This window comes from Sinomicrobium halophytocola, assembly GCF_052983395.1.
Genome location: NZ_JBRKIT010000038.1, coordinates 1 through 21373, shown reverse-complemented (window position 1 = coordinate 21373; position 21373 = coordinate 1). Strand labels below are relative to the sequence as shown.

22 protein-coding genes are annotated in these 21373 nt (G+C 44.2%); 21 read left to right on the top strand and 1 reads right to left on the bottom strand.

Translation table 11 applies throughout. The features are described from left to right. Position 1: 1 nt before the first annotated feature. The 5 genes from ACVBDY_RS16405 to ACVBDY_RS16385 all read left to right on the top strand — a co-directional run bounded on the left by ACVBDY_RS16405 (position 2) and on the right by ACVBDY_RS16385 (position 4175). Positions 2–1645, top strand: a complete 1644-nt coding sequence (locus tag ACVBDY_RS16405; protein ID WP_447176543.1) for a S41 family peptidase — start codon at positions 2–4, stop codon at positions 1643–1645. Between the two features lie 162 nt (positions 1646–1807). After that, a complete protein-coding gene (locus ACVBDY_RS16400; protein ID WP_447176542.1) occupies positions 1808–2935 on the top strand; it encodes an AI-2E family transporter in 1128 nt (375 codons plus the stop codon). Positions 2936–3222: 287 nt separating this feature from the next. Beyond that, the gene (locus tag ACVBDY_RS16395) at positions 3223–3585 is read left to right on the top strand and encodes a YtxH domain-containing protein (RefSeq protein WP_447176541.1); all 363 of its coding nucleotides are present in this window, start codon (positions 3223–3225) and stop codon (positions 3583–3585) included. Positions 3586–3594: 9 nt separating this feature from the next. Then, positions 3595–3951 carry a phage holin family protein gene (locus ACVBDY_RS16390; RefSeq protein WP_447176540.1) on the top strand — a complete coding sequence of 119 codons (357 nt, stop codon included), beginning with the start codon at positions 3595–3597 and terminating at the stop codon, positions 3949–3951. A 20-nt stretch (positions 3952–3971) separates the two neighbouring features. Beyond that, a complete protein-coding gene (locus ACVBDY_RS16385) occupies positions 3972–4175 on the top strand; it encodes a hypothetical protein (RefSeq protein ID WP_447176539.1) in 204 nt (67 codons plus the stop codon). A 161-nt stretch (positions 4176–4336) separates the two neighbouring features. On the opposite strand, the gene ACVBDY_RS16380 is transcribed toward ACVBDY_RS16385, so the two are convergent. Beyond that, entirely contained in the window at positions 4337–5635 is a 1299-nt protein-coding gene (locus tag ACVBDY_RS16380) for an APC family permease (protein ID WP_447176538.1), read from the bottom strand. A gap of 373 nt (positions 5636–6008) precedes the next feature. Here ACVBDY_RS16380 and ACVBDY_RS16375 point away from each other — a divergent pair, with 373 nt between their 5' ends. The 16 genes from ACVBDY_RS16375 (at position 6009) to ACVBDY_RS16300 (ending at position 20799) form a co-directional block, all read left to right on the top strand. Then, positions 6009–6743 carry a sulfite exporter TauE/SafE family protein gene (locus tag ACVBDY_RS16375; RefSeq protein WP_447176537.1) on the top strand — a complete coding sequence of 245 codons (735 nt, stop codon included), beginning with the start codon at positions 6009–6011 and terminating at the stop codon, positions 6741–6743. A gap of 264 nt (positions 6744–7007) precedes the next feature. Next, positions 7008–7199, top strand: a complete 192-nt coding sequence (locus ACVBDY_RS16370; RefSeq protein ID WP_123217684.1) for a cold-shock protein — start codon at positions 7008–7010, stop codon at positions 7197–7199. A gap of 508 nt (positions 7200–7707) precedes the next feature. Next, entirely contained in the window at positions 7708–7899 is a 192-nt protein-coding gene (locus ACVBDY_RS16365) for a cold-shock protein (RefSeq protein ID WP_447176536.1), read from the top strand. A 410-nt stretch (positions 7900–8309) separates the two neighbouring features. After that, positions 8310–9410 (top strand): fatty acid desaturase family protein, encoded by a 1101-nt coding sequence (locus ACVBDY_RS16360; protein ID WP_447176535.1) that lies wholly within the window; start codon positions 8310–8312, stop codon positions 9408–9410. A 221-nt stretch (positions 9411–9631) separates the two neighbouring features. Next, entirely contained in the window at positions 9632–9985 is a 354-nt protein-coding gene (locus ACVBDY_RS16355; protein ID WP_447176534.1) for a hypothetical protein, read from the top strand. A gap of 143 nt (positions 9986–10128) precedes the next feature. Then, positions 10129–11091 carry a calcium/sodium antiporter gene (locus tag ACVBDY_RS16350; RefSeq protein ID WP_447176533.1) on the top strand — a complete coding sequence of 321 codons (963 nt, stop codon included), beginning with the start codon at positions 10129–10131 and terminating at the stop codon, positions 11089–11091. Between the two features lie 88 nt (positions 11092–11179). Continuing rightward, positions 11180–12496: a Na+/H+ antiporter NhaA gene (nhaA, locus tag ACVBDY_RS16345; protein ID WP_447176532.1), complete on the top strand. Its 1317-nt coding sequence runs from the start codon at positions 11180–11182 to the stop codon at positions 12494–12496. A 720-nt stretch (positions 12497–13216) separates the two neighbouring features. Next, a complete protein-coding gene (locus ACVBDY_RS16340) occupies positions 13217–13825 on the top strand; it encodes a hypothetical protein (RefSeq protein ID WP_447176531.1) in 609 nt (202 codons plus the stop codon). 108 nt (positions 13826–13933) lie between these two features. Further along, the gene (locus tag ACVBDY_RS16335; protein WP_447176530.1) at positions 13934–14584 is read left to right on the top strand and encodes an alpha/beta hydrolase; all 651 of its coding nucleotides are present in this window, start codon (positions 13934–13936) and stop codon (positions 14582–14584) included. Between the two features lie 302 nt (positions 14585–14886). Further along, positions 14887–15723, top strand: a complete 837-nt coding sequence (locus ACVBDY_RS16330) for a sulfurtransferase (protein ID WP_447176529.1) — start codon at positions 14887–14889, stop codon at positions 15721–15723. Positions 15724–15741: 18 nt separating this feature from the next. Next, on the top strand, positions 15742–16506 hold the full coding sequence (gene modA, locus ACVBDY_RS16325) for a molybdate ABC transporter substrate-binding protein (protein WP_447176528.1): 765 nt from the start codon (positions 15742–15744) through the stop codon (positions 16504–16506). Next, the gene (locus tag ACVBDY_RS16320; protein WP_447176527.1) at positions 16499–16897 is read left to right on the top strand and encodes a TOBE domain-containing protein; all 399 of its coding nucleotides are present in this window, start codon (positions 16499–16501) and stop codon (positions 16895–16897) included. The genes modA and ACVBDY_RS16320 overlap by 8 nt, the downstream gene beginning before the upstream one ends. Further along, on the top strand, positions 16897–17568 hold the full coding sequence (modB, locus tag ACVBDY_RS16315) for a molybdate ABC transporter permease subunit (protein WP_447176526.1): 672 nt from the start codon (positions 16897–16899) through the stop codon (positions 17566–17568). The genes ACVBDY_RS16320 and modB overlap by 1 nt, the downstream gene beginning before the upstream one ends. Further along, positions 17565–18437: an ABC transporter ATP-binding protein gene (locus tag ACVBDY_RS16310; RefSeq protein ID WP_447176525.1), complete on the top strand. Its 873-nt coding sequence runs from the start codon at positions 17565–17567 to the stop codon at positions 18435–18437. Before modB ends, ACVBDY_RS16310 begins: the two co-directional genes overlap by 4 nt. Positions 18438–18691: 254 nt before the next feature. Beyond that, positions 18692–20593 carry an NADP-dependent phosphogluconate dehydrogenase gene (gene gnd, locus ACVBDY_RS16305; RefSeq protein WP_447176524.1) on the top strand — a complete coding sequence of 634 codons (1902 nt, stop codon included), beginning with the start codon at positions 18692–18694 and terminating at the stop codon, positions 20591–20593. Then, the gene (locus ACVBDY_RS16300; RefSeq protein WP_447176523.1) at positions 20590–20799 is read left to right on the top strand and encodes a GntT/GntP/DsdX family permease; all 210 of its coding nucleotides are present in this window, start codon (positions 20590–20592) and stop codon (positions 20797–20799) included. The genes gnd and ACVBDY_RS16300 overlap by 4 nt, the downstream gene beginning before the upstream one ends. The last annotated feature ends 574 nt before the right edge of the window (positions 20800–21373 follow it).

Below are 21373 nucleotides of genomic sequence, written 5' to 3'. Positions count from 1 at the left end.
CATGAAACGATTATTACTTATTCTTATCCTATCGGCAACGACCATACAAGGGGTTTTTACCCAAAGTAACACGGAATTGTCCGAAACAGACAAACTATTCGTAACCATAAAAGTCTGGGGGTTTCTAAAATACTACCACCCTAATGTTGCCGGCGGAGGGTATAACTGGGATAAACAACTGTTAAATGTATTACCTGAAATAAAAAAAACCGGAACAAAAAACGAGATTTCCGAAGTGCTACTGCACTGGATAGACACTTTAGGAGTTATCCCGAAATGTAAAAGATGCCGGGAAACACTGGAGAACGGCTTTGAAAAGAATTTTGATCTCTCCTGGATACACAATCCCCGGTATTTTTCCGAAGACATTTCAGCCAGGTTAGATTCAATCCGTTATAATCGTTTCCAGGGAACCCCGTATTATATTTCCCGAAAAAAAAACGGGGCACCAATCATCCAAAACGAACCGGAATACGGGGATATGGACTATACTGATGAAGCCTACCGGCTATTGTTATTGTCCAGGTACTGGAATATCATAGCATACTTTTATCCCTATAAATACCTGACCGACCAATCCTGGGACGATGTTTTAACAGAAATGATCCCGAAATTCCGGAAAATACCCGACCGAAAATCATACAAACAGGTTATCCGGGAACTCTTGGCCCATACGGATGACACACATACAAAAATAAGATTTGACGGTGAGGTCCGGGATTACCTCCCGGTAAAAATTAAGGAAATTGACGGGAAGGCCGTAGTCTCAGGTTTTTTCAATGATTCTATTGGAAAGACTCACGGATTTGAAAAGGGAGATATCATATTAAAGACAGACCATATTGATCTGCAAAAGAAAATACCTGAAATATTACCCTATATAGCTGCTTCCAACATTCCTATAAGAAGAAGAAATGCATACTACAGTCTATTGCAGGGCGAGCAGCAGTCCGTATTGGTAACCGTTGCCCGTAACAAGGATACCATTTCAATAGCTTCAAAAAGATATGCTTTTAAAGATTTTTTCCCAGAGAACGAGTATATCCCCGACACTTTGAAATGGAAGAACATCAGTAATACCATAGGGTATATAAGTATGGCTCATATAAACGCTGACGAAGCATCACACATCATGGAACGTTTTATGGATAAAAAAGCCATAATTATCGACCTGAGAAATTATCCCCCCATGATTTATTGGGTAGTGTCCCGGTACCTGAACGATAAAAGAAGAGATTTTGCCAGAGTCTATATTCCGGATTTGTCGTACCCCGGAAAATTCAGGTTCAAAAATAATCTAAGGGTCGGTACCAAAAATAAAAAAGCATTTGCAGGCAAGGTAATCATACTGGTAGATGACGAATCACTGAGCAGGTCCGAATTTACCGTTATGGCATTTCAAACGGCCAATAACGTAACCACCATAGGGAGTCAGACTGCGGGAGCCGATGGCGATGTTACCTCAATCCCACTCGCAGACGGCACCTCAACTTATATGACAGGAACAGGAATATGCTATCCGGACAATACCCCGACACAACGTAAGGGAATTAAAATAGACATGGAAATAACCCCTACAATAAAGGGACTCCGGGAAGGGCGCGATGAGGTCCTGGAAGCAGCTATAGAGTTTGCCAGACATTAAACAAAGTTGCCATCTCATAGTTGCCCGGAAATATTTTTGTCTCTCGATAAATACCGTTCCGTCATTCCGGTTTCTAAAATGCAAGCCATACTACCAGGCCTGCCGGTTACCTTATTTTAGCTATATTTGATAATAAGTGATATATTCATTCCCGAACGACCTATGAAAAGTACCATAAAAAAGAATATAAACTCCGGTATCGTTACTAACCTGCTATTGCTGGTCATTATTGTATTTATCTTACACACACTTCAAAGTGTAATCATCCCTATTTTGTTTTCCATTATCATTTCGGTGTTGCTCTACCCGCTTTGCCAGTGGCTGGAAAACCTCAGAATGAGCCGCCTGGGGGCCTCTCTGACTTCACTGTTGCTGACCATTCTGGTAGTGCTAGGCTTAGGATATCTCCTGGTTTCCCAGACCATTAATATAAGTGACAATGCCGTGGATATTGCCAGTAAAATAGAAGGGGTGGCTTATAAACTACTGGATTGGGCCTCTAACCAGTTTCACATGTCATCCAATGAACTGGTATCCCAGATCAAGGACAAACTTTCTGACAGCATGTCCAACATGGGAAGTTACCTTACTCAGGCCCTCGGTTCTTTGGGTAATTCTCTCTCGTCGGCTATTTTGGTCCCCATTATGATCTTCTTTTTCCTTTATTACCGCGATTTTTTCCGGGAATTCTTCTTTAAGGTATTTTCGTCCACTCCAAAAGAGATCATAGAAGAGGGATTAGGAAGCATTTACGAGGTCTTGAAAAGTTACCTGGTAGGATTAGTAACGGTTATGGGTATTGTTGCCGTATTAAATACTATAGGGCTGTATATACTGGGAATAGAATATGCCTGGTTTTTTGGTATCCTGGCCGCCTTACTAACTATATTTCCTTATATCGGTATTTTTATCGGCTCGTTGATCCCGGCGCTCTTTGCACTGGCTACCAAAGACAGCTTCTGGTACGCCGCCGGGGTTATTATATGGTTTCAGATGGTACAGATGCTGGAAGGGAATCTTATTACCCCCAATATTGTGGGCGGAAAAGTGAGCCTCAATCCCCTGGTTTCTTTACTGTCGTTCTTCCTGGGCGGGATGTTGTTCGGCCTTGCCGGAATGATCCTGGCACTGCCGCTACTGGCTATGTTAAAAGTTATTTTTGATATCATCCCGCAGACACAACCCTATGGGTTTCTACTTAGCGAACCGGAAAAATCTTATCTGCGAACAAAAAGGCAGACCAAAAAAGCCCGGGAAAAGGAAGAGAAAAAAAAGGTTTCGGCAGAATAATAATTACCATTTAAGAAGTTGTCATTTCAAATATTTCAACTACAATCCTCGCTGGTCCCAGGGGCCAGAGTTACGAACTCCATATTCTCCAATCCCACATGTAACCTGTAGCTTGTCACCCATCCGCTAACCGTTTCTCTCCGGGATAACGCGTTAACTCTCCCCTGTTTTAACACCTTATGTTAATAATAGGCTAAAACCCCTGTTTTATTAGTAAAATTCTTTCAAATTTTGTACCTTAGGTAACGAGGTTATAATATATTTTATTAATTAAAAATTTAAAAGTTATGTCAAATAAAACAGGTGAAACAATCTTAGCGTTATTAACCGGTGCAGCCATAGGAGCCGGTATAGGAATCTTATATGCCCCGGATAAGGGATTAAAAACGAGAGAAAAGATAAAGAAACAGGCGAAAAAAACGCAGAAAGAACTCGAAAAGCAATTGCATAAAACACAATCTCAACTTATGGGTAAAGCCCAAACCACAAGGAGGAATTTTGAGAGTAAGCTGGACGATACCCTGTCTGACATGAGCTACAAAGCAGATGACATTTTGCTCGCTCTGGAACAAAAACTTGAGGATTTGAGAGCTAAAAATGCTAAACTCCAGAAAGACAGCAGTAATAAAGTTGCCAAAACAACTCAATAATGTACTTTTATGTCATTAAACAGCATTTCGGAAAACGCTGAGGGATTGAGTAATAATGCCCAGGAGTTTGTAGAAAATAGTTATGCTTACTATAAACTCAGCGTTTTTAAAAAACTTACAAAAAGCACTACTTCGATGATCATTTTTATGATTATCGGGTCAGTACTTTTCGGAGCCATGTTATTAATTACATTTGCCCTCGCTCTCTTTATAGGAACGTGGCTTGATAATTTAGGCCTTGGTTTCCTTATAATGGGGGGCATATACCTGCTAATAGCTGTGATGGTCTATTACGGATTGCGGAAAACAATAGAAAGAAAAGTCCTGGTCCGCGCATCAATGGACTTCTTTGACGGCGATGATTAGGAGGATAATAAATTTTAACTATGAAAGTATATACGTCTTTTGAAGAAATCGATAGGGATTTAAAAGTCCTGAGACTTCAGAAAAACATATCCAAGGAAGAGATCAGGTCCAGCTATTACGGTTTGAAAGATGACCTGGGTTTCTTAAATGTTATTGGTAAAACAACCGGTTTTATCCTTAAACGGGCCCTGGCACTTAAAGTAGCCAGGAAAATATTCGGTTGACAATATAAAAATCCCGCGGGTAAGAGATTAATGGAATAAGTACCGGGGGAACAGGAAGAGTTACCAGATTCCGTAAAAACGTATCCGGTAACTCTTTTATTTTTACAAGGTGCAATCGTTTGTCATCAGAACCACGATAAAACAGGCCGATTATAAACATTTCAGGAGGCTGTTCTTCCCTTCTTTTTATAATTTTCACTTTTTTTAAAAATCCATTCCGACACAAAACAAAACCCGATAATACCGGCAGCTATGATTATTCCTGTCAGATTGGTCTGGTATTGCTGATGTACCAAAACGATCAAGGCAATAATGCACAATAGAAAACCCACCAGTGCTATCTGTTTATTTCCGTTAATCTGTTTCGAGAGTTTAAACCCGGTGAAGTTTACAATACCGAAGATCAGCAGGAATCCCATACTCCCCGCCGTGGAAATGCTCTCCAGGTCCAGTACATTAACCAGGATCAAGGTGGCAATAGCCGTAATCAGCAATCCTATGGGTTTATTCCATAATTGTGCAAGGAAATGATGTGGTAATTCGTCTTCTTCGGCAATTTCGAAATTAACCCTGCTTCCTCCATACAACGATGCATTAATAGCGGAAAAAGTGGAGATCAGGGCCGCGATGGTAATAATGGTAAATCCCGTTTTCCCCAATATGGGCATAGCTGCTTCCGCCAATACATAATCCTGTGCATCGGCAATCTTCTGAAAAGGAAGAGATCCTACCGTGACCAGTGCGATAACGATATACAGAACAATAACAAAAATAATAGAGTAATAATAGGCCCTGGCAATGTTTTTCTCCGGATTGATAATATCCGGCGCTGCATTGGCTATCAGCTCAAAGCCCTCGTAAGCTACAAAAATTACCATTCCACCGGCAAAGAGCCTCACCGGGGCCTCCCAGTAATCTACGGCCAGTTGACTTATATTCGGATTGCCGACAAGGCCGTATATCCCTATTCCGATAAAACCTATAAGAATAATGAGCTTGATGATTACGGCATATGATTCTATCTTACTCACTACCGAAATACTATAATAATTGATAGCGGTAGCCACAATGATAATAGCACTTACATACATATGAAAATCTACGGTTTTATTACCGGTTATTTCCAGTAAATTGGGAGCATAAGAACCAAAGGCCGAAGCATACAGTGACAGCATCACAATATAACTTAGCCAAAGCAGATTACTCATTGCTCCGCTAAAAACGGAAACACCAAACCCCTTGTTAATAAACTTTACCGTACCTCCCCTATCGGGAAAGGACATGGATAATTTCACATAACTATAGGATGTGATCAAGGCCAAAATTCCTGCAAATAAAAAGGCTACGGGGGTTCCTCCTTTTGCCAGCGAAACCGCCAGTCCCAGGACTGCAAAAATGCCGCCACCGACCATCCCGCCTATTCCTATGGAAATGGCGTCCTTAAGTCCTATTTTTTTCATGCTATATATACGTTTAAACTATAGCGAACAAGTTAACCATAAATAATGAATCGCGCGGGTTTACGTCAAAAACACCAGAGTATAAATATATGGTCGGCAACCTCGTATACGGGCTTCGGGAAGCTTCTCCGAAACACAGTACATAAGTCTCATTTCAGTAAGTCAACTTAGTCATATTCCACAACAAATTTGGTCTTATAATCAAAGGAAACTTACCGGAAAAGCCTTATTTTTATGGACTGATAAAAAGCGTTCCGCAACCTCCTATGACCAAAGCGGGAATATAACAACAATGGGGCTTACCTAAGATATTGATGCTCCGGAAAAGTCTTTTTCAAAATAAATACAAACCGGCATACATTCGTTTTATATAATGGATTTAATCACTTTTTATATTCTGGCCATTATCTTTATAGCCACATTGGTCCGTTCCACTTTCGGCTTTGGAGAATCTTTGGTAGCCGTCCCTCTGCTTATTCTACTGATCCCCTTAGAAATTGCCGTACCTCTTTCTGTTCTCATATCCATCACCATTGCGGCCATCGTAGTCGTACAAGACAGGAAACAGATACATTTGAACAGCGCAAAATGGCTGATCATTTTTGCTGTTTTAGGAATCCCCATAGGTTTATTGCTGCTTATTTACGGAAATGAGGATCTCGTTAAATCGGGGCTTGGCATACTCCTCATTGCATATGGCATATATTCCATGATGTCTGCGCGGAAATTCAAGCTGGAATCCGATAACAAAGTATGGCTTTTTATCTGTGGCTTTTTATCCGGAGTATTTGGTGGTGCCTATGGGGTAAATGGTCCCCCGCTGGTAGTTTATGGCAATATGCGCAACTGGACAGCCAGGCATTTCAGGGCTACACTGCAGGCCTATTTTCTACCGGCAGGTATAATGGGCATGTGCGGTTACTGGTATAAGGGACTCTGGAGTTCGACAGTAACACACTATTTTTTTATCTCGCTGCCGGTGGTTATTCCGGCTGTTTTTATGGGCCGGTACCTCAACACTCAATTAAACCGCGATGCTTTTTTAAACTACATCTATCTCGGGTTAATTGCCATTGGGTTGTTATTGTTATACCAGTCCTTAATGTAATTTCATGCAAGGCGAATAACTAAAAGAGATATTGCGCTTCTTGTCCACATTATTAACCATACCCTTGTTTTTCCAAAATATAACCCTCCCGAAAAGCGCGGGAAGAAAAAAAATTTCCGGAAGTGTACTTCCCTGTTTTTGAGGGACAGAGCAGCCTTACCGGGTATTTTTGCCAACCTAATTTACCGCTATAAACAAATAAATCAATTAAATTTCTTGAAAACCAAATAATTAACTTACCTTTGACCAATAATTTTTTTCAAAATGAATAAAGGAACAGTAAAATTTTTTAATGACACCAAAGGTTTTGGTTTCATAACACCCAATGACGGTGGAGAAGATGTATTTGTACATACATCCGGATTGAACGACAACGTACGCGAGAACGACGAAGTTACCTACGATGTGGAACGAGGCAAAAAAGGTCTTAACGCAGTAAATGTTACAGTGATATAATTGTCCTTGTCATATTATTGTTAGGCTGCCCCCAACCAGGGCGGCTTTTTTTTTGCCTGTTCCGGAATTTTTGGAAGATTACATAAAATCTGAAAAATTTACCAAAGGAATCTCAGGTGCCACAGGTAAGATAATACGGCTATGGGGCTTTCCCCGGGACAACACATGATAATTATGTTGAAATAACCCAAAACTCTCCACTAAAAAACCTTCTCTACCGGAGAAAGGATCCCGACTTTTCCTCCCGATCCGTTACTATTATCATTTCGATTATCCTTCCGTATAAACATCCGTTAAAAAATAATGATATCACCATATCACGCTATAAAAATCACAGGTTTTTACTACGGGTAGATCGTTGCTATTAATCATTCGTGTATTCCCGTAAAAATATATAAAACCCGGATAACCACAGGGAAATTGAGGGATTTTAAGCAAGAAACCAATCAAAAAAGTACTGAAAAACAAATAATTAAGCTACCTTTGAGGTGATAAATTTTTTTTTAAAATGGATAAAGGAACAGTTAAATTTTTTAATGAATCCAGAGGTTATGGCTTCATTACACCCGACGATGGTGGAAAAGATGTATTTGTACATACATCAGGACTGAACAGCCGCATCCGTGACAATGACAAAGTTACGTATAGTGTGGAACAGGGCCAGAAAGGCCTTACAGCAGTAAATGTTACAGCGATATAACATATCCTTATCATATTATTGTAAAGCCACCCTGGAGGTGGCTTTTTTGTATCTTTCTTTTTACCCTGTTCAGGGGATCGGAAACCAAACCCAAATGTAACATTTTATTAAGAGTACGGTATTAGGAATCCCGAAAAATAAGACGTAACTTGCGATGTAACAAAAATATAGTCGGGCGGTCTTCATTTTTAATATCTTTCGGATCTTTCATTGAACTCTTTTCTTTTCTGTATTTTACATTGTAACAGTATGCCTGATTTTTAAATCCTGCTCCGGAAATGGATGTAACCACAGGGATTATATCGGTGTTTCTTCCGTGTATTCCTACCTGTCCCGGAAAATAAGGATACTGCTCTATTATAAATGACACAAGACAAAAGCCGTCGGCGACGCTAAAAACATCCGTTAATATGAAAACCCCGAGATTTTCGACAAACCGGCATTCCGACTTCTCCAAGACGTTAAGGAGCAGGGTAAATGCCTATTTCACAGCTAATAACATCAGCAAACACGCCAATAAAAGCATGGTGAGTAAAACCGTTTGTATGCTTTTTGTTTTCTTCACACCCTTAGTACTGATCAATACGGGCATAATACATCATACACTACTGCTTTTCATTCTCTATATAATAAGCGGCCTGGGTATGGCCGGAATAGGCATGGGCATTATGCACGATGCCATTCACGGTTCGTATTCCAAAAACCGTAAGGTAAACAAATACCTGGGCTATACCATGAACCTTATCGGGGCCAATGCTACCGTATGGAAAATACAGCACAATGTACTGCACCACACCTATACCAATATTCAACAGGCCGATGACGATATTAACGTGCCGTTCTTCCTGAGGTTTTCGCCACATGCCCGCAAACATTGGGTCCAAAAATTTCAGCATATCTATGTATGGTTCTTCTACAGCATTTCTACCCTGATGTGGATAACGGCGAAGGATTTTATAAGGCTCAACCGCTATAAAAAAATGGGCTTTCTGGAAAAAAAAGGCGAATATAAAAAGGAACTGCTAAAACTTATCAGCTGGAAGTTGCTCTATTACAGCTATGCGCTGGTACTACCGCTTATTATAGTGCCTTTATCTCCCGGAATAATTATACTGGCCTTTTTGGGCATGCACATGGTTACCGGCCTGTGTATAAGTAGTGTTTTCCAGGTCGCCCACATTATGCCCGCCACCGAATATCCGCTGGCCGACAGAGACGGTATTATCGAAAACGATTGGTTCATGCACCAGTTGGCCACTACCAGTAATTTTTCTCCCCGAAGCCGGTTCTTTTCCTGGTTGATAGGAGGCCTTAACTACCAGGTAGAACATCATTTACTACCCAATGTGTGCCATATTCATTACAGGAAAATATCGCATATCGTTATGCAAACGGCTCACGAATACGGCCTTCCGTACCATATGAAAAGAACCTTTGTATCTGCCATAGCCGATCATATACGTATGTTGCGACAATTGGGAAAAACCGAAACAGTCCCTGTTTCTTCCTGATCTTACCGCTATGGACTTAATAGTCTATAGGTTTTGATAAGCGTGAAATTTCTCTTGAGTAGTCTGGTTATTAAGTTGCTGAGTTATTCTGGCACCTTCCGATAGTCTATTACCCAAAACTCAGCAATCCAATTACTTAATAACTCAGTTTCACAAACCTTAATAAAATAGTAAAGCCTGTTATAGTTGAAGTTATCATAAAAAAATATATATTTGACCCCATGAGAATTTCCGCAAAAGAGGTGTTAATAGGTATAGGAGTAGTACTTTGCTATTTCTGTTTTCCTCATATCTCTTATGCCGAGACATTGGTACGAAGTGCTCCAAAAGGTCAGGAAATCCGGAAATTAGATAAAAAGAATGTTGAGAACTTCTTTATTTTCCATTCACTTAAAAATCAGAAAAATCCGGAAGACTGGGGAAAACGCAAAAACGGACCCGGCAAGTCTGCCATTGTTGAAAAATCACCCCGGCTTCTCTCTTGCCCGCCATGCTGTACTCCCGATACGGACAATATTCAGGATATAAACTATATGATCACCATACTGCTTTATCCTTATCACCTTTTCTGGTGAAATCCCTGTCCAGTACCTGAGAACCAGCTTACGGACCTGCCGTATATCATGTTCCCGTGTTACGGACAACAGGTTGGAATATGCCTTCTAAAACGAAAAACCGGGCCGTTTATAGTATTCACACTTTTTTAAAATCAAGCCAAATGTATCTGTCGATTGCAATATTTGCTTTCGGATTGCTTATCCTTATACTCGGAGCCCATGGCCTGGTGGAAGGGGCTTCTGCCCTGGCCCGAAGATTCCGTGTCCCGGATATTCTTATCGGGCTTACCATAGTTGCATTCGGTACCTCGGCACCGGAACTTGTGGTCAATATCACGGCCGCTTCCGGTGGTTTTGACGATATTGTATATGGTAATATCATTGGTAGCAACAATTTTAACCTGTTCATCATACTTGGTATTTGCGGTCTTATCCGACCATTATCGGTTATGTCCAACACGGCTCTAAAAGAAATTCCCTTCTCACTTATACTTACCGTAGTCCTGTGGTTTCTCGTCAATGACGGGTTGCTCTATGGCACTGCCGAAAACGCGCTGGTGAGATGGGAAGGAGGGTTGTTGCTTCTCATATTTTTCGGATTTCTCTTTTACATTTATAAACAATTGATATCTGGTCGGGAAGATGATGCCGTAATACAAATAAACTTCTCGACAGGCGGGATCATACTATACCTTATTTTAGGGCTGGCCGGGCTGATCCTGGGCGGACAACTGGTGGTTTCACAGGCCAGGGAAATAGCACAAGCGCTGGGGGTAAGCGATAAGATCATCAGTCTTACTATCGTAGCTGCGGGGACTTCACTACCGGAATTGGCAACCTCTGTAGTATCGGTATACAAACGAAACATAGACCTGGCTGTAGGGAATGTCGTAGGCTCCAATATCTTTAACCTGTTATTGATCCTCGGTACCTCGGCCCTGGTTTCGCCCATAAATTATCATACGGATTTTAACACAGAACTGTATATCCTCACCGGGGGATCCGCATTTTTGTTCCTGGCCATGTTTACCGGGAAAAGAAAAAAAGTAGACCGCTGGGAGGCTATCGTACTCCTGGTGTTCTACATTTCATATATGGCATACCTCGTACATAAAGCCTTGTAAAATCAAAACATTTAAAAAAATGCCCGGAAGCCGTATCTTTCGGGTTTGGAACGCAAAACACCTGATTATTATATAAAAAACGTAAACCATGCAGAAGAATCTACTGGACAAAGCATTATCGCCGGTTCATAAATTTATCCATTTCGAGCATTCGGGCGGTATAATGCTTTTTCTGGCCGTTATTGTTGCCCTTATACTTGCCAATTCTCCTTTTCAACATGCATACAGCGAATTCTGGGAAACTCCCCTGGACATAGAATTCGGCACCCACTATCTCGATTACACATTACACGAATGGGTGAACGACGGACTTATGGCCATGTTCTTTTTTATTGTAGGCCTGGAGTTAAAAAGGGAAATGATTGCCGGGGAACTGGCTTCGTTCCGGAAAGCCCTGCTTCCTTTTATGGCCGCCCTGGGAGGTATGCTGGTCCCCGCAGCAATTTATATAAGCATGAATTACGGACTGCCCTCTACCGACGGATGGGGTATTCCTATGGCTACCGATATTGTATTTACACTCGCCCTTCTGGGTATCGTCAGTAAGCGGGTTCCCCTTGCTGCAAAGGTCTTTTTAGTGGCCCTGGCTACGGTAGATGACCTGGGAGCCGTAGTGGTAATTGCACTTTTTTACAGTTCGGATCTTTCCCTGTTTAACCTCTCTATCGGATTGATCATACTGGCCATACTGCTTATAGCCAATTTTATGGGTGTCCGCAATATTTTCTTTTATGCCATTCTCGGTATAGGAGGTGTATGGCTTGCTTTCCTGCTTTCCGGTGTTCATGCCACCATAGCAGGTGTACTCGTAGCCTTTGCCATTCCCGCCCGGACCAAGGTGGATGAAAACGAATACGCACAGCACATTCAGGGATTGATGAACGAATTCAATAAGCAAATTCCGCTGAAAGGCCCTTTGACCACGGTTAAACAACACGATATCATAGAAGAGGTCAAAAACATAAGTTATGCCGCCCAAACCCCTTTGCAGAAACTGGAAACCGCCCTGCATCCCTGGGTGAGTTTTGTCATCGTACCGCTCTTTGCCCTATCCAACGCCGGGGTGATTATCGGGGGTAGCTTCTTTAAAGACCTGGTCAACCCGGTGAGCCTGGGCATCATTGCAGGCCTGGTGGTCGGTAAATGTGTGGGCATTTTTTCGTTTACATGGATTCTTGCCAGGTTCAAAATAATTAACCTGCCGGGAAATACGGGCTGGAAACACATACTGGGACTTTCCCTGCTTGCAGGTATGGGCTTTACCATGTCCCTCTTCGTTACCAATCTCGCTTTTGACGATGCACAAATGATAACCCAGGCCAAATACGGTATTCTGCTAGCTTCGTTCCTGGCCGCCGTATTGGGTGTTCTTGTTTTAAAGAGTGCCAGGAAAACAGAGGGATAACTTACGGAAAAATACTGTTTGAAAAGAGCCGGGATACGACCTCCCGGCTTCATCTGCATTGCCCTGGCTATTCTACGGCGAAAACTACCTGTCAATCGTATCGTTTATCGCGATACGTAATCCTATTTCGGCATACTCCCGGACGACAATAACCGCAAACCCATACGCCGGCTGCACCTCAACCGTAACACGAAATACATAGGCCTGTTTGATGAGAACAAGAACAAAACCAGGGAAATCATTGCGTCTATTGACGATATCTACAGATATGAAGAACAGTTACTGGAGACCGTGGGGTATTATGAAGAGAAATAGTACCTGACCCGATTCCGGCATTCACCCGTATTTTTAGTGAATATATTCACCAAATACACCGTTTATACCCTGCCCGGAGACTCGATAAGTTCCTTTTACCCTTGAATATCCTGGCAGCCCGCAAGAAGATGGCCATACCGATTGTACGGTTCACCACCTTATTAAACCACATGAGGTAAAGGTTTTCCCGGTTTAAACTTCTACTTTCGGTCTATTCCGGGAAAAACAACAACAGGTTTGCCTCCCGGCCTAAACTGGAACGGATATTGATGTACCGGTTAAAAACCGGATATCGATGAAAACCTTTTACTTCTCTCTCGTTTTATTACTTACAGTATCAAACACCTCATTTGCGGATTGTGCAGGAAGCGCCATGCAATTTTTCTCAGACTCAAAAAATATTCCATGAAATACACACTATCTTTTATAGCTATCATCCTTTTGATCACCGGTTGTACTGAAAAACAACCCGCTTTGGAATATGAAAAAGCCGTGCTGTACGAAATTTTTCCGGCCTGGATAGATTCTGTTTATCCTACACCTTATTCTCGTGTACTACCTCTGCCTCCCCCTCCACCGCCTTCGCCGCAAGGTCAACATCAATTGAAGGATACTACGACAATTCCCGGATCTACACCTATTCATAACAGGAAATGGGTCGTTGCCATTCAGGATTCCGTTCTTCCCCTGGAACCGTCGGACCGGGAGGATTTTGAAGATTTTTTCTCAATTACCGGTCTCGTCCCGGATACCACCGATATTTCTTATAGATATAAAATAGACCTCAACAAATTAAAAACCGAAAAAGATATTACTTTTATATACCGTTCTGAATCCGAAAATGCGGATATCATCTCTCTTTCCCGGATACAGTTCGATACCACCGGGTCCTATGGTGTATTCTGGGGTGAAGTCTATTGCGGACGTTTGTGCGCCGAAGGTATCCGGGTCAGTATCCGCAAGGTAAACGGCCGGTGGGTCATTCATGATATGGAGGTGTTATATGTCTCCTGAAAAGCGATCGTCGCATCACTCAAAAACCCGTTTTGCCACGGATACACGGATATATTAAAGGGTTTAAAAATGATCCGTGCATCCGTGGCCAAAATTTATAGAACCTAAATGAAAAAAATCCTAACCGTCTTCCTTCTCCTAACCTGTTGTTCCGCATCTCCCGGTTTCGGCGGCGGGGAACAAACAAAATATTTTTTTTTCCTGCATAACCGGTTCCCGGAAGAGCACGATCTCCGGGAATCCCATCCGGAATATGGCCGTACGGAATACCATGCTATCCTGAACGTTTTTAAAAGTCATGGTTTTAAAGTCATCAGTGAAATAAGACAGGGAAACGTCAACGCCCGGGAATATGCTCAAAACGTGTGCAGGCAGATAGACAGTTTACTGGACATGCAGGTAAAACCATCCGATATAACCGTCATCGGCACCTCAAAAGGAGGGTATATTGCCCAGTATGTCTCTACCTTTATGCAGAATCCGGATCTCAATTTTGTTTTTGTCGCCTGCTTTACGGAAAGTGACCTGCAGAACATCCCGGAAATCAATTATTGCGGTAACATTCTGACTATTTATGAAAAAACCGATCCGTTCGGGGTCTCTGCAATAAAACGCAAAGAAACATCGACCTGCAATATCAAGAATTTCAAAGAAATAGAATTAAACACCGGGCTGCGACACGGCTTTTTATTTAAGCCCCTTAAAGTATGGATTGATCCTGCTGTGCAATGGGCAAAAGGCAATTATACCCTGAACTGAAGTGGCACCCCGGGGCAAACGCATTATATAGGACAGCAGCGGTAATTGGTAGTCTGTAAGCAGTAACCGTGTTACAGTTCGGGGTTGAGGAGTCCCGATATATCGGGATGGAGTTGGGAGATTATTTCTTTGTTACAGGTTTCAGGTTTCATTCCAGTTCCAGTCAGTTCCAGAAAGAACAAAACGAGGTGGCTGAGTGTCCCGGCTCCGCCGGGATGTATCGAAGCCACCGGGGTTACACGTATTCATTTCCATACAGAAAAAACCTATCTTTGACTATATACTCGTAAAACCACGTTTTAATGACTCCCATAATACAACCTGAAGAACTCATACATATACTCCATACCGGTGAGCTGGTCCTGGTAGATGCAGGTAACGGCAAAGCTGCCCGGGATAATTATAATCAAAAGCATTTGCAGGGCGCTCTTTTTGTCGATCTCAACACCCGGCTTGCGGATATAGGCGAAGATGCGTCAAAAGGCGGGCGCCACCCACTGCCCGATACGGAAAAATTCTCGCAGACCTTAACCTCCCTGGGCATATCCCCGGAAAGCCATGTAGTCATCTACGACGACAAAAGCGGCTCCAATGCCGCGGCGCGTTTCTGGTGGATGCTCCGTGCCATAGGCCACGAAAAGGTACAAGTACTTAACGGCGGCCTCCAGGAAGCCGAAAAAGCCGGGGTTCCGACGCGTTCGGGGACGGAATCCGCACAAAACACCGGCGTTTATCCCATAGAAAAATGGCAGTGGCCTATAGCCGATATCCGGGAAGTGGAAGCCGCTTCGGGGAACAATGATTTCCGTATTATAGACGTGAGGGACAAGGAGCGTTATCTCGGTATCACGGAACCCCTGGACCCGGTGGCCGGGCACATTCCGGGGGCGGTAAACATGCCTTTCCGGGATAACCTGGATGCTAACGGCAGATTCAAAGCTCCTGAAATCCTGAAAACCATGTACCAACAGGTTTTTGATAACCGTACCCCGGGCAATGTTATCGTGCATTGCGGCTCCGGGGTAACGGCCTGCCATACTATCCTGGCTATGGACTATGCCGGACTTCCCGTACCCAAGCTATATCCCGGTTCGTGGAGCGAATGGTGCCGGAGCGGTAAAGACATGGAAAAAAATTAAAACTACAGGCGCACCACAATGATCTTTTTTAGAAAAATCTTCCCGTATTTCCTCTTTTCCCTGGTCTTTATATCCTGTAAACCCGAAGCCAGGACCAAGGTTACGGTTGCCACGGCTGCAAATATGAAATTTGCCATGCAGGCCCTGGTAAAGGATTTCACGGAAAAAACAGGGATCGCATGCGAAATGGTGGTCAGCTCTTCGGGTAAACTCACTGCCCAGATCCGCGAAGGAGCTCCTTACGATGTTTTTGTGTCGGCAGATATGAAATATCCCGAAGTCATATACCGGGAAGGCCTGGCGCTCGCCCCGCCCGAAATATACGCTTACGGCAAGTTGGTGCTCTGGTCCGTATCCGGTAAAGTCCTGCCTTCCGTAGCGCAACTCACCCAACCGGGAATAAAGCACATCGCCCTGGCCAATCCCAGGAATGCTCCTTACGGGACTGCTGCCGTGGAAGTTTTAAAACACTACGGCATATGGGACGAAATACAGGAAAAAATCGTGTATGGCGAAAGCATTTCCCAGACCAATCACTTTATTACTTCCGGCGCTGCCGAAGCAGGCTTTACGGCCTTGTCCGTAGTACGCTCTCCCGAAATGCAGGGTACGGGCCGGTGGACAGCGCCAGATACCGAAACGTACACCCTCATCCAACAGGGAGTTGTCGTTATCCCGCATGAAGATGCAGATACACAAAATGCCCGGAAGTTCTACGATTATCTTTTTTCCCCCGGGGGAAGAAAGGTTCTGAAAGATTTCGGATATTTGGTAGATGAATAGTTTTTCGGGACATATTACCGATATCCGAAGCAGCGATGCCCTGTCCGTAATTACCGTAAACGTAAACGCAGTCCTCTTTAAAGCCATTGTGATCGACAGCCCGGAAACAGCAACCTGGCTGGTTAGCGATCACCCGGTACAGGTACAGTTCAAAGAAACCGAAGTGGTCCTCGCTACCGGCGAAAATCCCGCTGTCAGCCTTCAGAACAGGGTAAAAGGACGTATTTCGGCTATAGAAAAAGGAAAATTGCTGAGCCGGATCGTTGTACGGGCGGCTATAGGGGACATTGTTTCCATCATAAGCACCGATGCTACGGAACAATTGGCATTACAGGAAGGTACGGAAGTAACCGCCATGATAAAGTTAAACGAAGTAATCCTTGCATCATAATGGAATGGGGACCTCTCATACTGACCCTGAAACTCGCCGCGGTAACCACGGCTATCCTCTTTTTCCTGGCTGTTCCCCTGGCCTACTGGCTTTCCCGTACCACATCGCGCATCAAACCCGTAATAGAGACCCTGGTAAGCATGCCGCTGGTGCTTCCGCCTACCGTACTCGGATTTTATATGCTGCTCGCTTTCAGTCCCAATAACATTTTCGGAGGCTGGCTGGACGAACAGCTGGGTATCCGTCTCGTATTTTCCTTTGCCGGGCTGGTGCTCGCTTCCGTACTGTACAGCCTGCCTTTTATGGTACATCCCATACAATCCGGTTTGTCTTCGCTTCCGGGCAGTCTTTCCGAAGCGGCTTATGTCCTTGGAAAATCCCGCTGGACCACCTTGCGCAAAGTACTGCTACCCAATATCCGGGCATCGCTGCTTACCGGTATCGTCCTGACATTTGCGCATACCATAGGCGAATTCGGGGTGGTCCTGATGATAGGCGGCAATATCTCCGGGAAAACCAAAGTGGCTTCCATTGCCATATATGACGAAGTAGAAGCCCTGAATTACGGGGCCGCCAATATGTATTCACTTATTTTACTGGGACTTTCCTTTGTTACCTTACTGATCGTCTACCTGGTCAACGGCGGATACCTAAAGCGTTTTTCCGTATGATAACACTGACCCTTCATAAAATGCTGCAATCCGCACACGGCAATATGTCGCTGCACCTGGAGATAACCGTACTGCAGGGGCAGTTCGTTACCCTCTTCGGGGAGTCGGGAGCGGGAAAGACCTCTGCCCTCCGTATGCTTAGCGGTTTGATGGACCCGGATCAAGGACATATCACGGTAAACGGCACCACCTGGTTTGACAAAGACCGGAAAATAAACCTCCGTCCCCAACAACGGAATATCGGTTATGTATTCCAGGACTACGCGCTCTTTCCGAATATGACCGTAAGACAAAACCTGGAATTCGCCCTGGACAAAAAACAGTCCGGAACCATTGTGGACGACCTTATCGATACCGTGGAGCTCCGGGAACTGCAACACCGCAGGCCCGACACCCTTTCCGGCGGACAAAAACAACGTGTGGCCCTTGCCCGTGCCCTGGTACGGCAACCGGAAATACTGCTATTGGACGAACCCCTCTCTGCCCTGGACAGCGCTATGCGGCAAAAATTACAGCAACACATCCTGGAAGTGCACAGCAAATATGAACTCACTACCATCCTCATCAGTCACGATGTAGGGGAAATATTGAAATTGTCCGACCGGGTTTACGAAATACAGAACGGCCGTATCCTCCGGCAAGGAAGCCCGGAAGCTTTGTTCGGACTGGGACAATCCAGCGCCAAGTTCCGCTTTACCGGCGAGGTGAGCGGTATCCAAAAGGCAGATGTGGTTTTTATCATTTCCATACGCATCGGTAACGACCTCGTAAAAGTCATCGCCGATCCGTCTGAAGCGGAACTTCTGCAAACCGGGGATAAAGTGGCCGTAGCTTCCAAAGCTTTTAACCCGGTCATACGGAAAATATGATCCCTGCCGCTCCTGGAAAAGCATCATATGCAGAAAGTTTCACCATCCAACTCATCCACTCCGAACTCCATCCCGATATATATCGGGACTAAAAAACTATTCCTAAATTTTCACACGCATTTGCCCCGCTGCCGTTCCGGCTACTTGCATGGAGATGCTAAAAAAACTATCTTAATCCCGGAAAAATGTCCCTCCCGGAATTTTCCCGGTACAAAACAGAAAAAGTGTCCGTTGAAATCAAAAACCCATTCCTGTTGAAAAGACCACTTGCAATTTTTATCATGGGAGTTTCCGGCTCCGGAAAAACTACGATCGGTAAACTCCTGTCCCTGAAAACACAGTTCCCCTTTTTTGACGGGGACGACTATCACCCGGAAGAAAACCGGAAGAAAATGGCTTCGGGCACGCCCCTGGATGACAATGATCGCAAGGGGTGGTTAGGGGCGCTGAATCAACTGGCCGCGGAGAAGTTACAGTCCGGTTCCTGTATTATCGCCTGTTCCGCATTAAAAGAATCGTACCGGGACATCCTGAAAGAAGGCCTGGAAACACAGGTGCGTTTTGTGTACCTCAAGGGAAGCCATGCGCAAATACTGTCACGCTTACAATCCCGCCAGGGACATTTTATGCCCTCTTCCTTGCTCACTTCCCAGTTTGAAGCGCTGGAAACCCCGGTAGAGGTCATAACTACGGATATTACCCTGGAACCGGAACAGATCGTATCAGAAATTATAGAAGCACTTATGAAAAAAACGGAATTCGGCCTTGTGGGGCTCGGAGTTATGGGAAAAAGCCTCTGCCGTAACCTGGCCAATAAAGGCTTCCGGGTATCCATGTACAACCGCCACGTTCCCGGGCAGGAAGAAAACGTTGCCTCCAACTTTAAAAGCGAACACCGGGAATTACAGGACAGCCTCCCTTTTGACAACCTGGAAGCTTTTGTGGATTCCCTCCAAACTCCGCGAAAAATATTGCTTATGGTCCCAGCCGGGAAACCCACGGACCTCATCCTGGAAGAACTGATCCCCCTGCTTTCGGAGAACGATACGGTTATCGACGGTGGAAACTCCCATTATACGGACACCCGGAAGCGTTCGGAATTATTAGCCGCTCACCATATAAAATTTATCGGTTGCGGGGTGTCCGGCGGAGAAGAAGGCGCTTTAAACGGTCCTTCCCTTATGCCCGGGGGAGATGCGGCGGCTTATAAAGGAATAAAACCTTTCCTCGAAGCTATCGCGGCTAAAGACAGGAATGGAAAACCCTGTTGTACCTACATAGGCCCGGAAGGCAGTGGGCATTTTGTAAAAATGATACATAACGGTATCGAATATGCCGAAATGCAGCTCCTGGCCGAAGTATATTACCTCCTGGCACAAACCGGAAAGAACCCGGACGACATAGCCGATATCCTGGAACCCTGGAAAAAGGAGGAGAACAGCTTTTTACTGGAGATCACTACAGATATCCTTTGCACTAAAGAAAATGACGACTGGCTTATCGATAAAATACTGGACAAGGCAGGGAACAAGGGTACTGGCAACTGGACGGCCATTGCCACCGCACAACTGGGCATCCCGGCCACCATGATCGTGTCTTCCCTTTTTGCCCGTTATATTTCCGCTTTTAAAGCAGATCGCGAAGCGATGGAAGCAGCATACGGAAATCAGCAAAAAGCCCCGGATATCGATGAGAAAACAGTGTTCCACGCTTACCGGGCGGCAAGGCTGATCAACCATTACCAGGGATTTCGACTGTTAAAAGAAGCCTCCGATGTACACCAATGGCAGTTAAACCTCCCGGAGCTGGCCCGCATCTGGACCAACGGTTGTATTATCCGTTCGGACCTGATGGAGCAGTTGCCCGGCATATTAAAATCCCATGACAATATATTACTGCACCCGGAAATTATTTCTTCATTAAAGACATGGAGGCCATCCCTCACAAGGTTGGTATCGGCCTGTGTGGATCGTGCGGTTCCGGTTCCGGTGCTGAGTGAAGCGGTGAATTTCTTTAACGGGTTCACTTCTTCCCGCCTTTCCGCCAATCTCATCCAGGCCCAGCGCGACTATTTCGGCACTCATACCTACCGGCGTAACGACGACGGCGGGCAGATCATACATCATACCAACTGGAAAAAAATCAAGGGATCATGACAGAACTCCGTTTATTAGCCGCTATACTGGCAGGAATCGCCGTTTTGCTACTGCTTATCCTCCGCGTTAAACTGCACGCTTTCCTGTCCCTGCTCATCGCTGCTATTGTTGTGGGTATAGCCGCAGGTCTGGACGCCACGGCTATCATGGCTACGGTACAAAAAGGCATGGGCAAGGGTAAAACTAATTTTCCGACAATTCATTGAAACCAAATTTTATCATGTACTAAAATCATTACAAGTAATTTGTATTTCAGGTATTCGTTGCAGATAAATGTCAGTCAGGTTTATTTATTGGTTATATTAAGTTATTTAGGTGTCACGCATTAACTTAATAACTCATTAACCCAATAACAAGTCTATAATTTTTTCACACTGCTAAAGGGCTACAATAGTTTTAAAGCTACGGTACATTGTCAATGTCTTCAACCAACTCAGAACTACCAACTAAAAGACTCCACAACTTTATCACGCGTTGCAAACGCTTCGTACAATAGGCACCCGTTGCAAACGAGCGCCAGTTGGCGTGTCATAGTAGGCCGAAAAAGAAGTATGTTTAGAAAAAAAACAAAAGGCTCCTCCCTTCATCTGAAGGGAGGTGGCCAGACTTTAGTCTGGTCGGAGGGTTTGAAAGCCCAAGCCATTGGAGAAATACAAAAGTTTAGGAATATACCAGGAATTTTAGGTGACTACGCCTAACATAGGTTGCCTTTTTTCTTAAACTTAATGTATAATGAAAAAAGGACAAGAACACAGGGTGTTTGATTTAGGCCTCAAATTG

Bases quoted from the DNA above. Each gene is read 5' to 3' on its own strand.
- ACVBDY_RS16405 (WP_447176543.1), top strand. From the start codon at position 2: ATGAAACGATTATTACTTATTCTTATCCTATCGGCAACGACCATACAA.
- ACVBDY_RS16400 (WP_447176542.1), top strand. From the start codon at position 1,808: ATGAAAAGTACCATAAAAAAGAATATAAACTCCGGTATCGTTACTAAC.
- ACVBDY_RS16395 (WP_447176541.1), top strand. From the start codon at position 3,223: ATGTCAAATAAAACAGGTGAAACAATCTTAGCGTTATTAACCGGTGCA.
- ACVBDY_RS16390 (WP_447176540.1), top strand. From the start codon at position 3,595: ATGTCATTAAACAGCATTTCGGAAAACGCTGAGGGATTGAGTAATAAT.
- ACVBDY_RS16385 (WP_447176539.1), top strand. From the start codon at position 3,972: ATGAAAGTATATACGTCTTTTGAAGAAATCGATAGGGATTTAAAAGTC.
- ACVBDY_RS16380 (WP_447176538.1), bottom strand. From the start codon at position 5,635: ATGAAAAAAATAGGACTTAAGGACGCCATTTCCATAGGAATAGGCGGG.
- ACVBDY_RS16375 (WP_447176537.1), top strand. From the start codon at position 6,009: ATGGATTTAATCACTTTTTATATTCTGGCCATTATCTTTATAGCCACA.
- ACVBDY_RS16370 (WP_123217684.1), top strand. From the start codon at position 7,008: ATGAATAAAGGAACAGTAAAATTTTTTAATGACACCAAAGGTTTTGGT.
- ACVBDY_RS16365 (WP_447176536.1), top strand. From the start codon at position 7,708: ATGGATAAAGGAACAGTTAAATTTTTTAATGAATCCAGAGGTTATGGC.
- ACVBDY_RS16360 (WP_447176535.1), top strand. From the start codon at position 8,310: ATGAAAACCCCGAGATTTTCGACAAACCGGCATTCCGACTTCTCCAAG.
- ACVBDY_RS16355 (WP_447176534.1), top strand. From the start codon at position 9,632: ATGAGAATTTCCGCAAAAGAGGTGTTAATAGGTATAGGAGTAGTACTT.
- ACVBDY_RS16350 (WP_447176533.1), top strand. From the start codon at position 10,129: ATGTATCTGTCGATTGCAATATTTGCTTTCGGATTGCTTATCCTTATA.
- nhaA (WP_447176532.1), top strand. From the start codon at position 11,180: ATGCAGAAGAATCTACTGGACAAAGCATTATCGCCGGTTCATAAATTT.
- ACVBDY_RS16340 (WP_447176531.1), top strand. From the start codon at position 13,217: ATGAAATACACACTATCTTTTATAGCTATCATCCTTTTGATCACCGGT.
- ACVBDY_RS16335 (WP_447176530.1), top strand. From the start codon at position 13,934: ATGAAAAAAATCCTAACCGTCTTCCTTCTCCTAACCTGTTGTTCCGCA.
- ACVBDY_RS16330 (WP_447176529.1), top strand. From the start codon at position 14,887: ATGACTCCCATAATACAACCTGAAGAACTCATACATATACTCCATACC.
- modA (WP_447176528.1), top strand. From the start codon at position 15,742: ATGATCTTTTTTAGAAAAATCTTCCCGTATTTCCTCTTTTCCCTGGTC.
- ACVBDY_RS16320 (WP_447176527.1), top strand. From the start codon at position 16,499: ATGAATAGTTTTTCGGGACATATTACCGATATCCGAAGCAGCGATGCC.
- modB (WP_447176526.1), top strand. From the start codon at position 16,897: ATGGAATGGGGACCTCTCATACTGACCCTGAAACTCGCCGCGGTAACC.
- ACVBDY_RS16310 (WP_447176525.1), top strand. From the start codon at position 17,565: ATGATAACACTGACCCTTCATAAAATGCTGCAATCCGCACACGGCAAT.
- ACVBDY_RS16300 (WP_447176523.1), top strand. From the start codon at position 20,590: ATGACAGAACTCCGTTTATTAGCCGCTATACTGGCAGGAATCGCCGTT.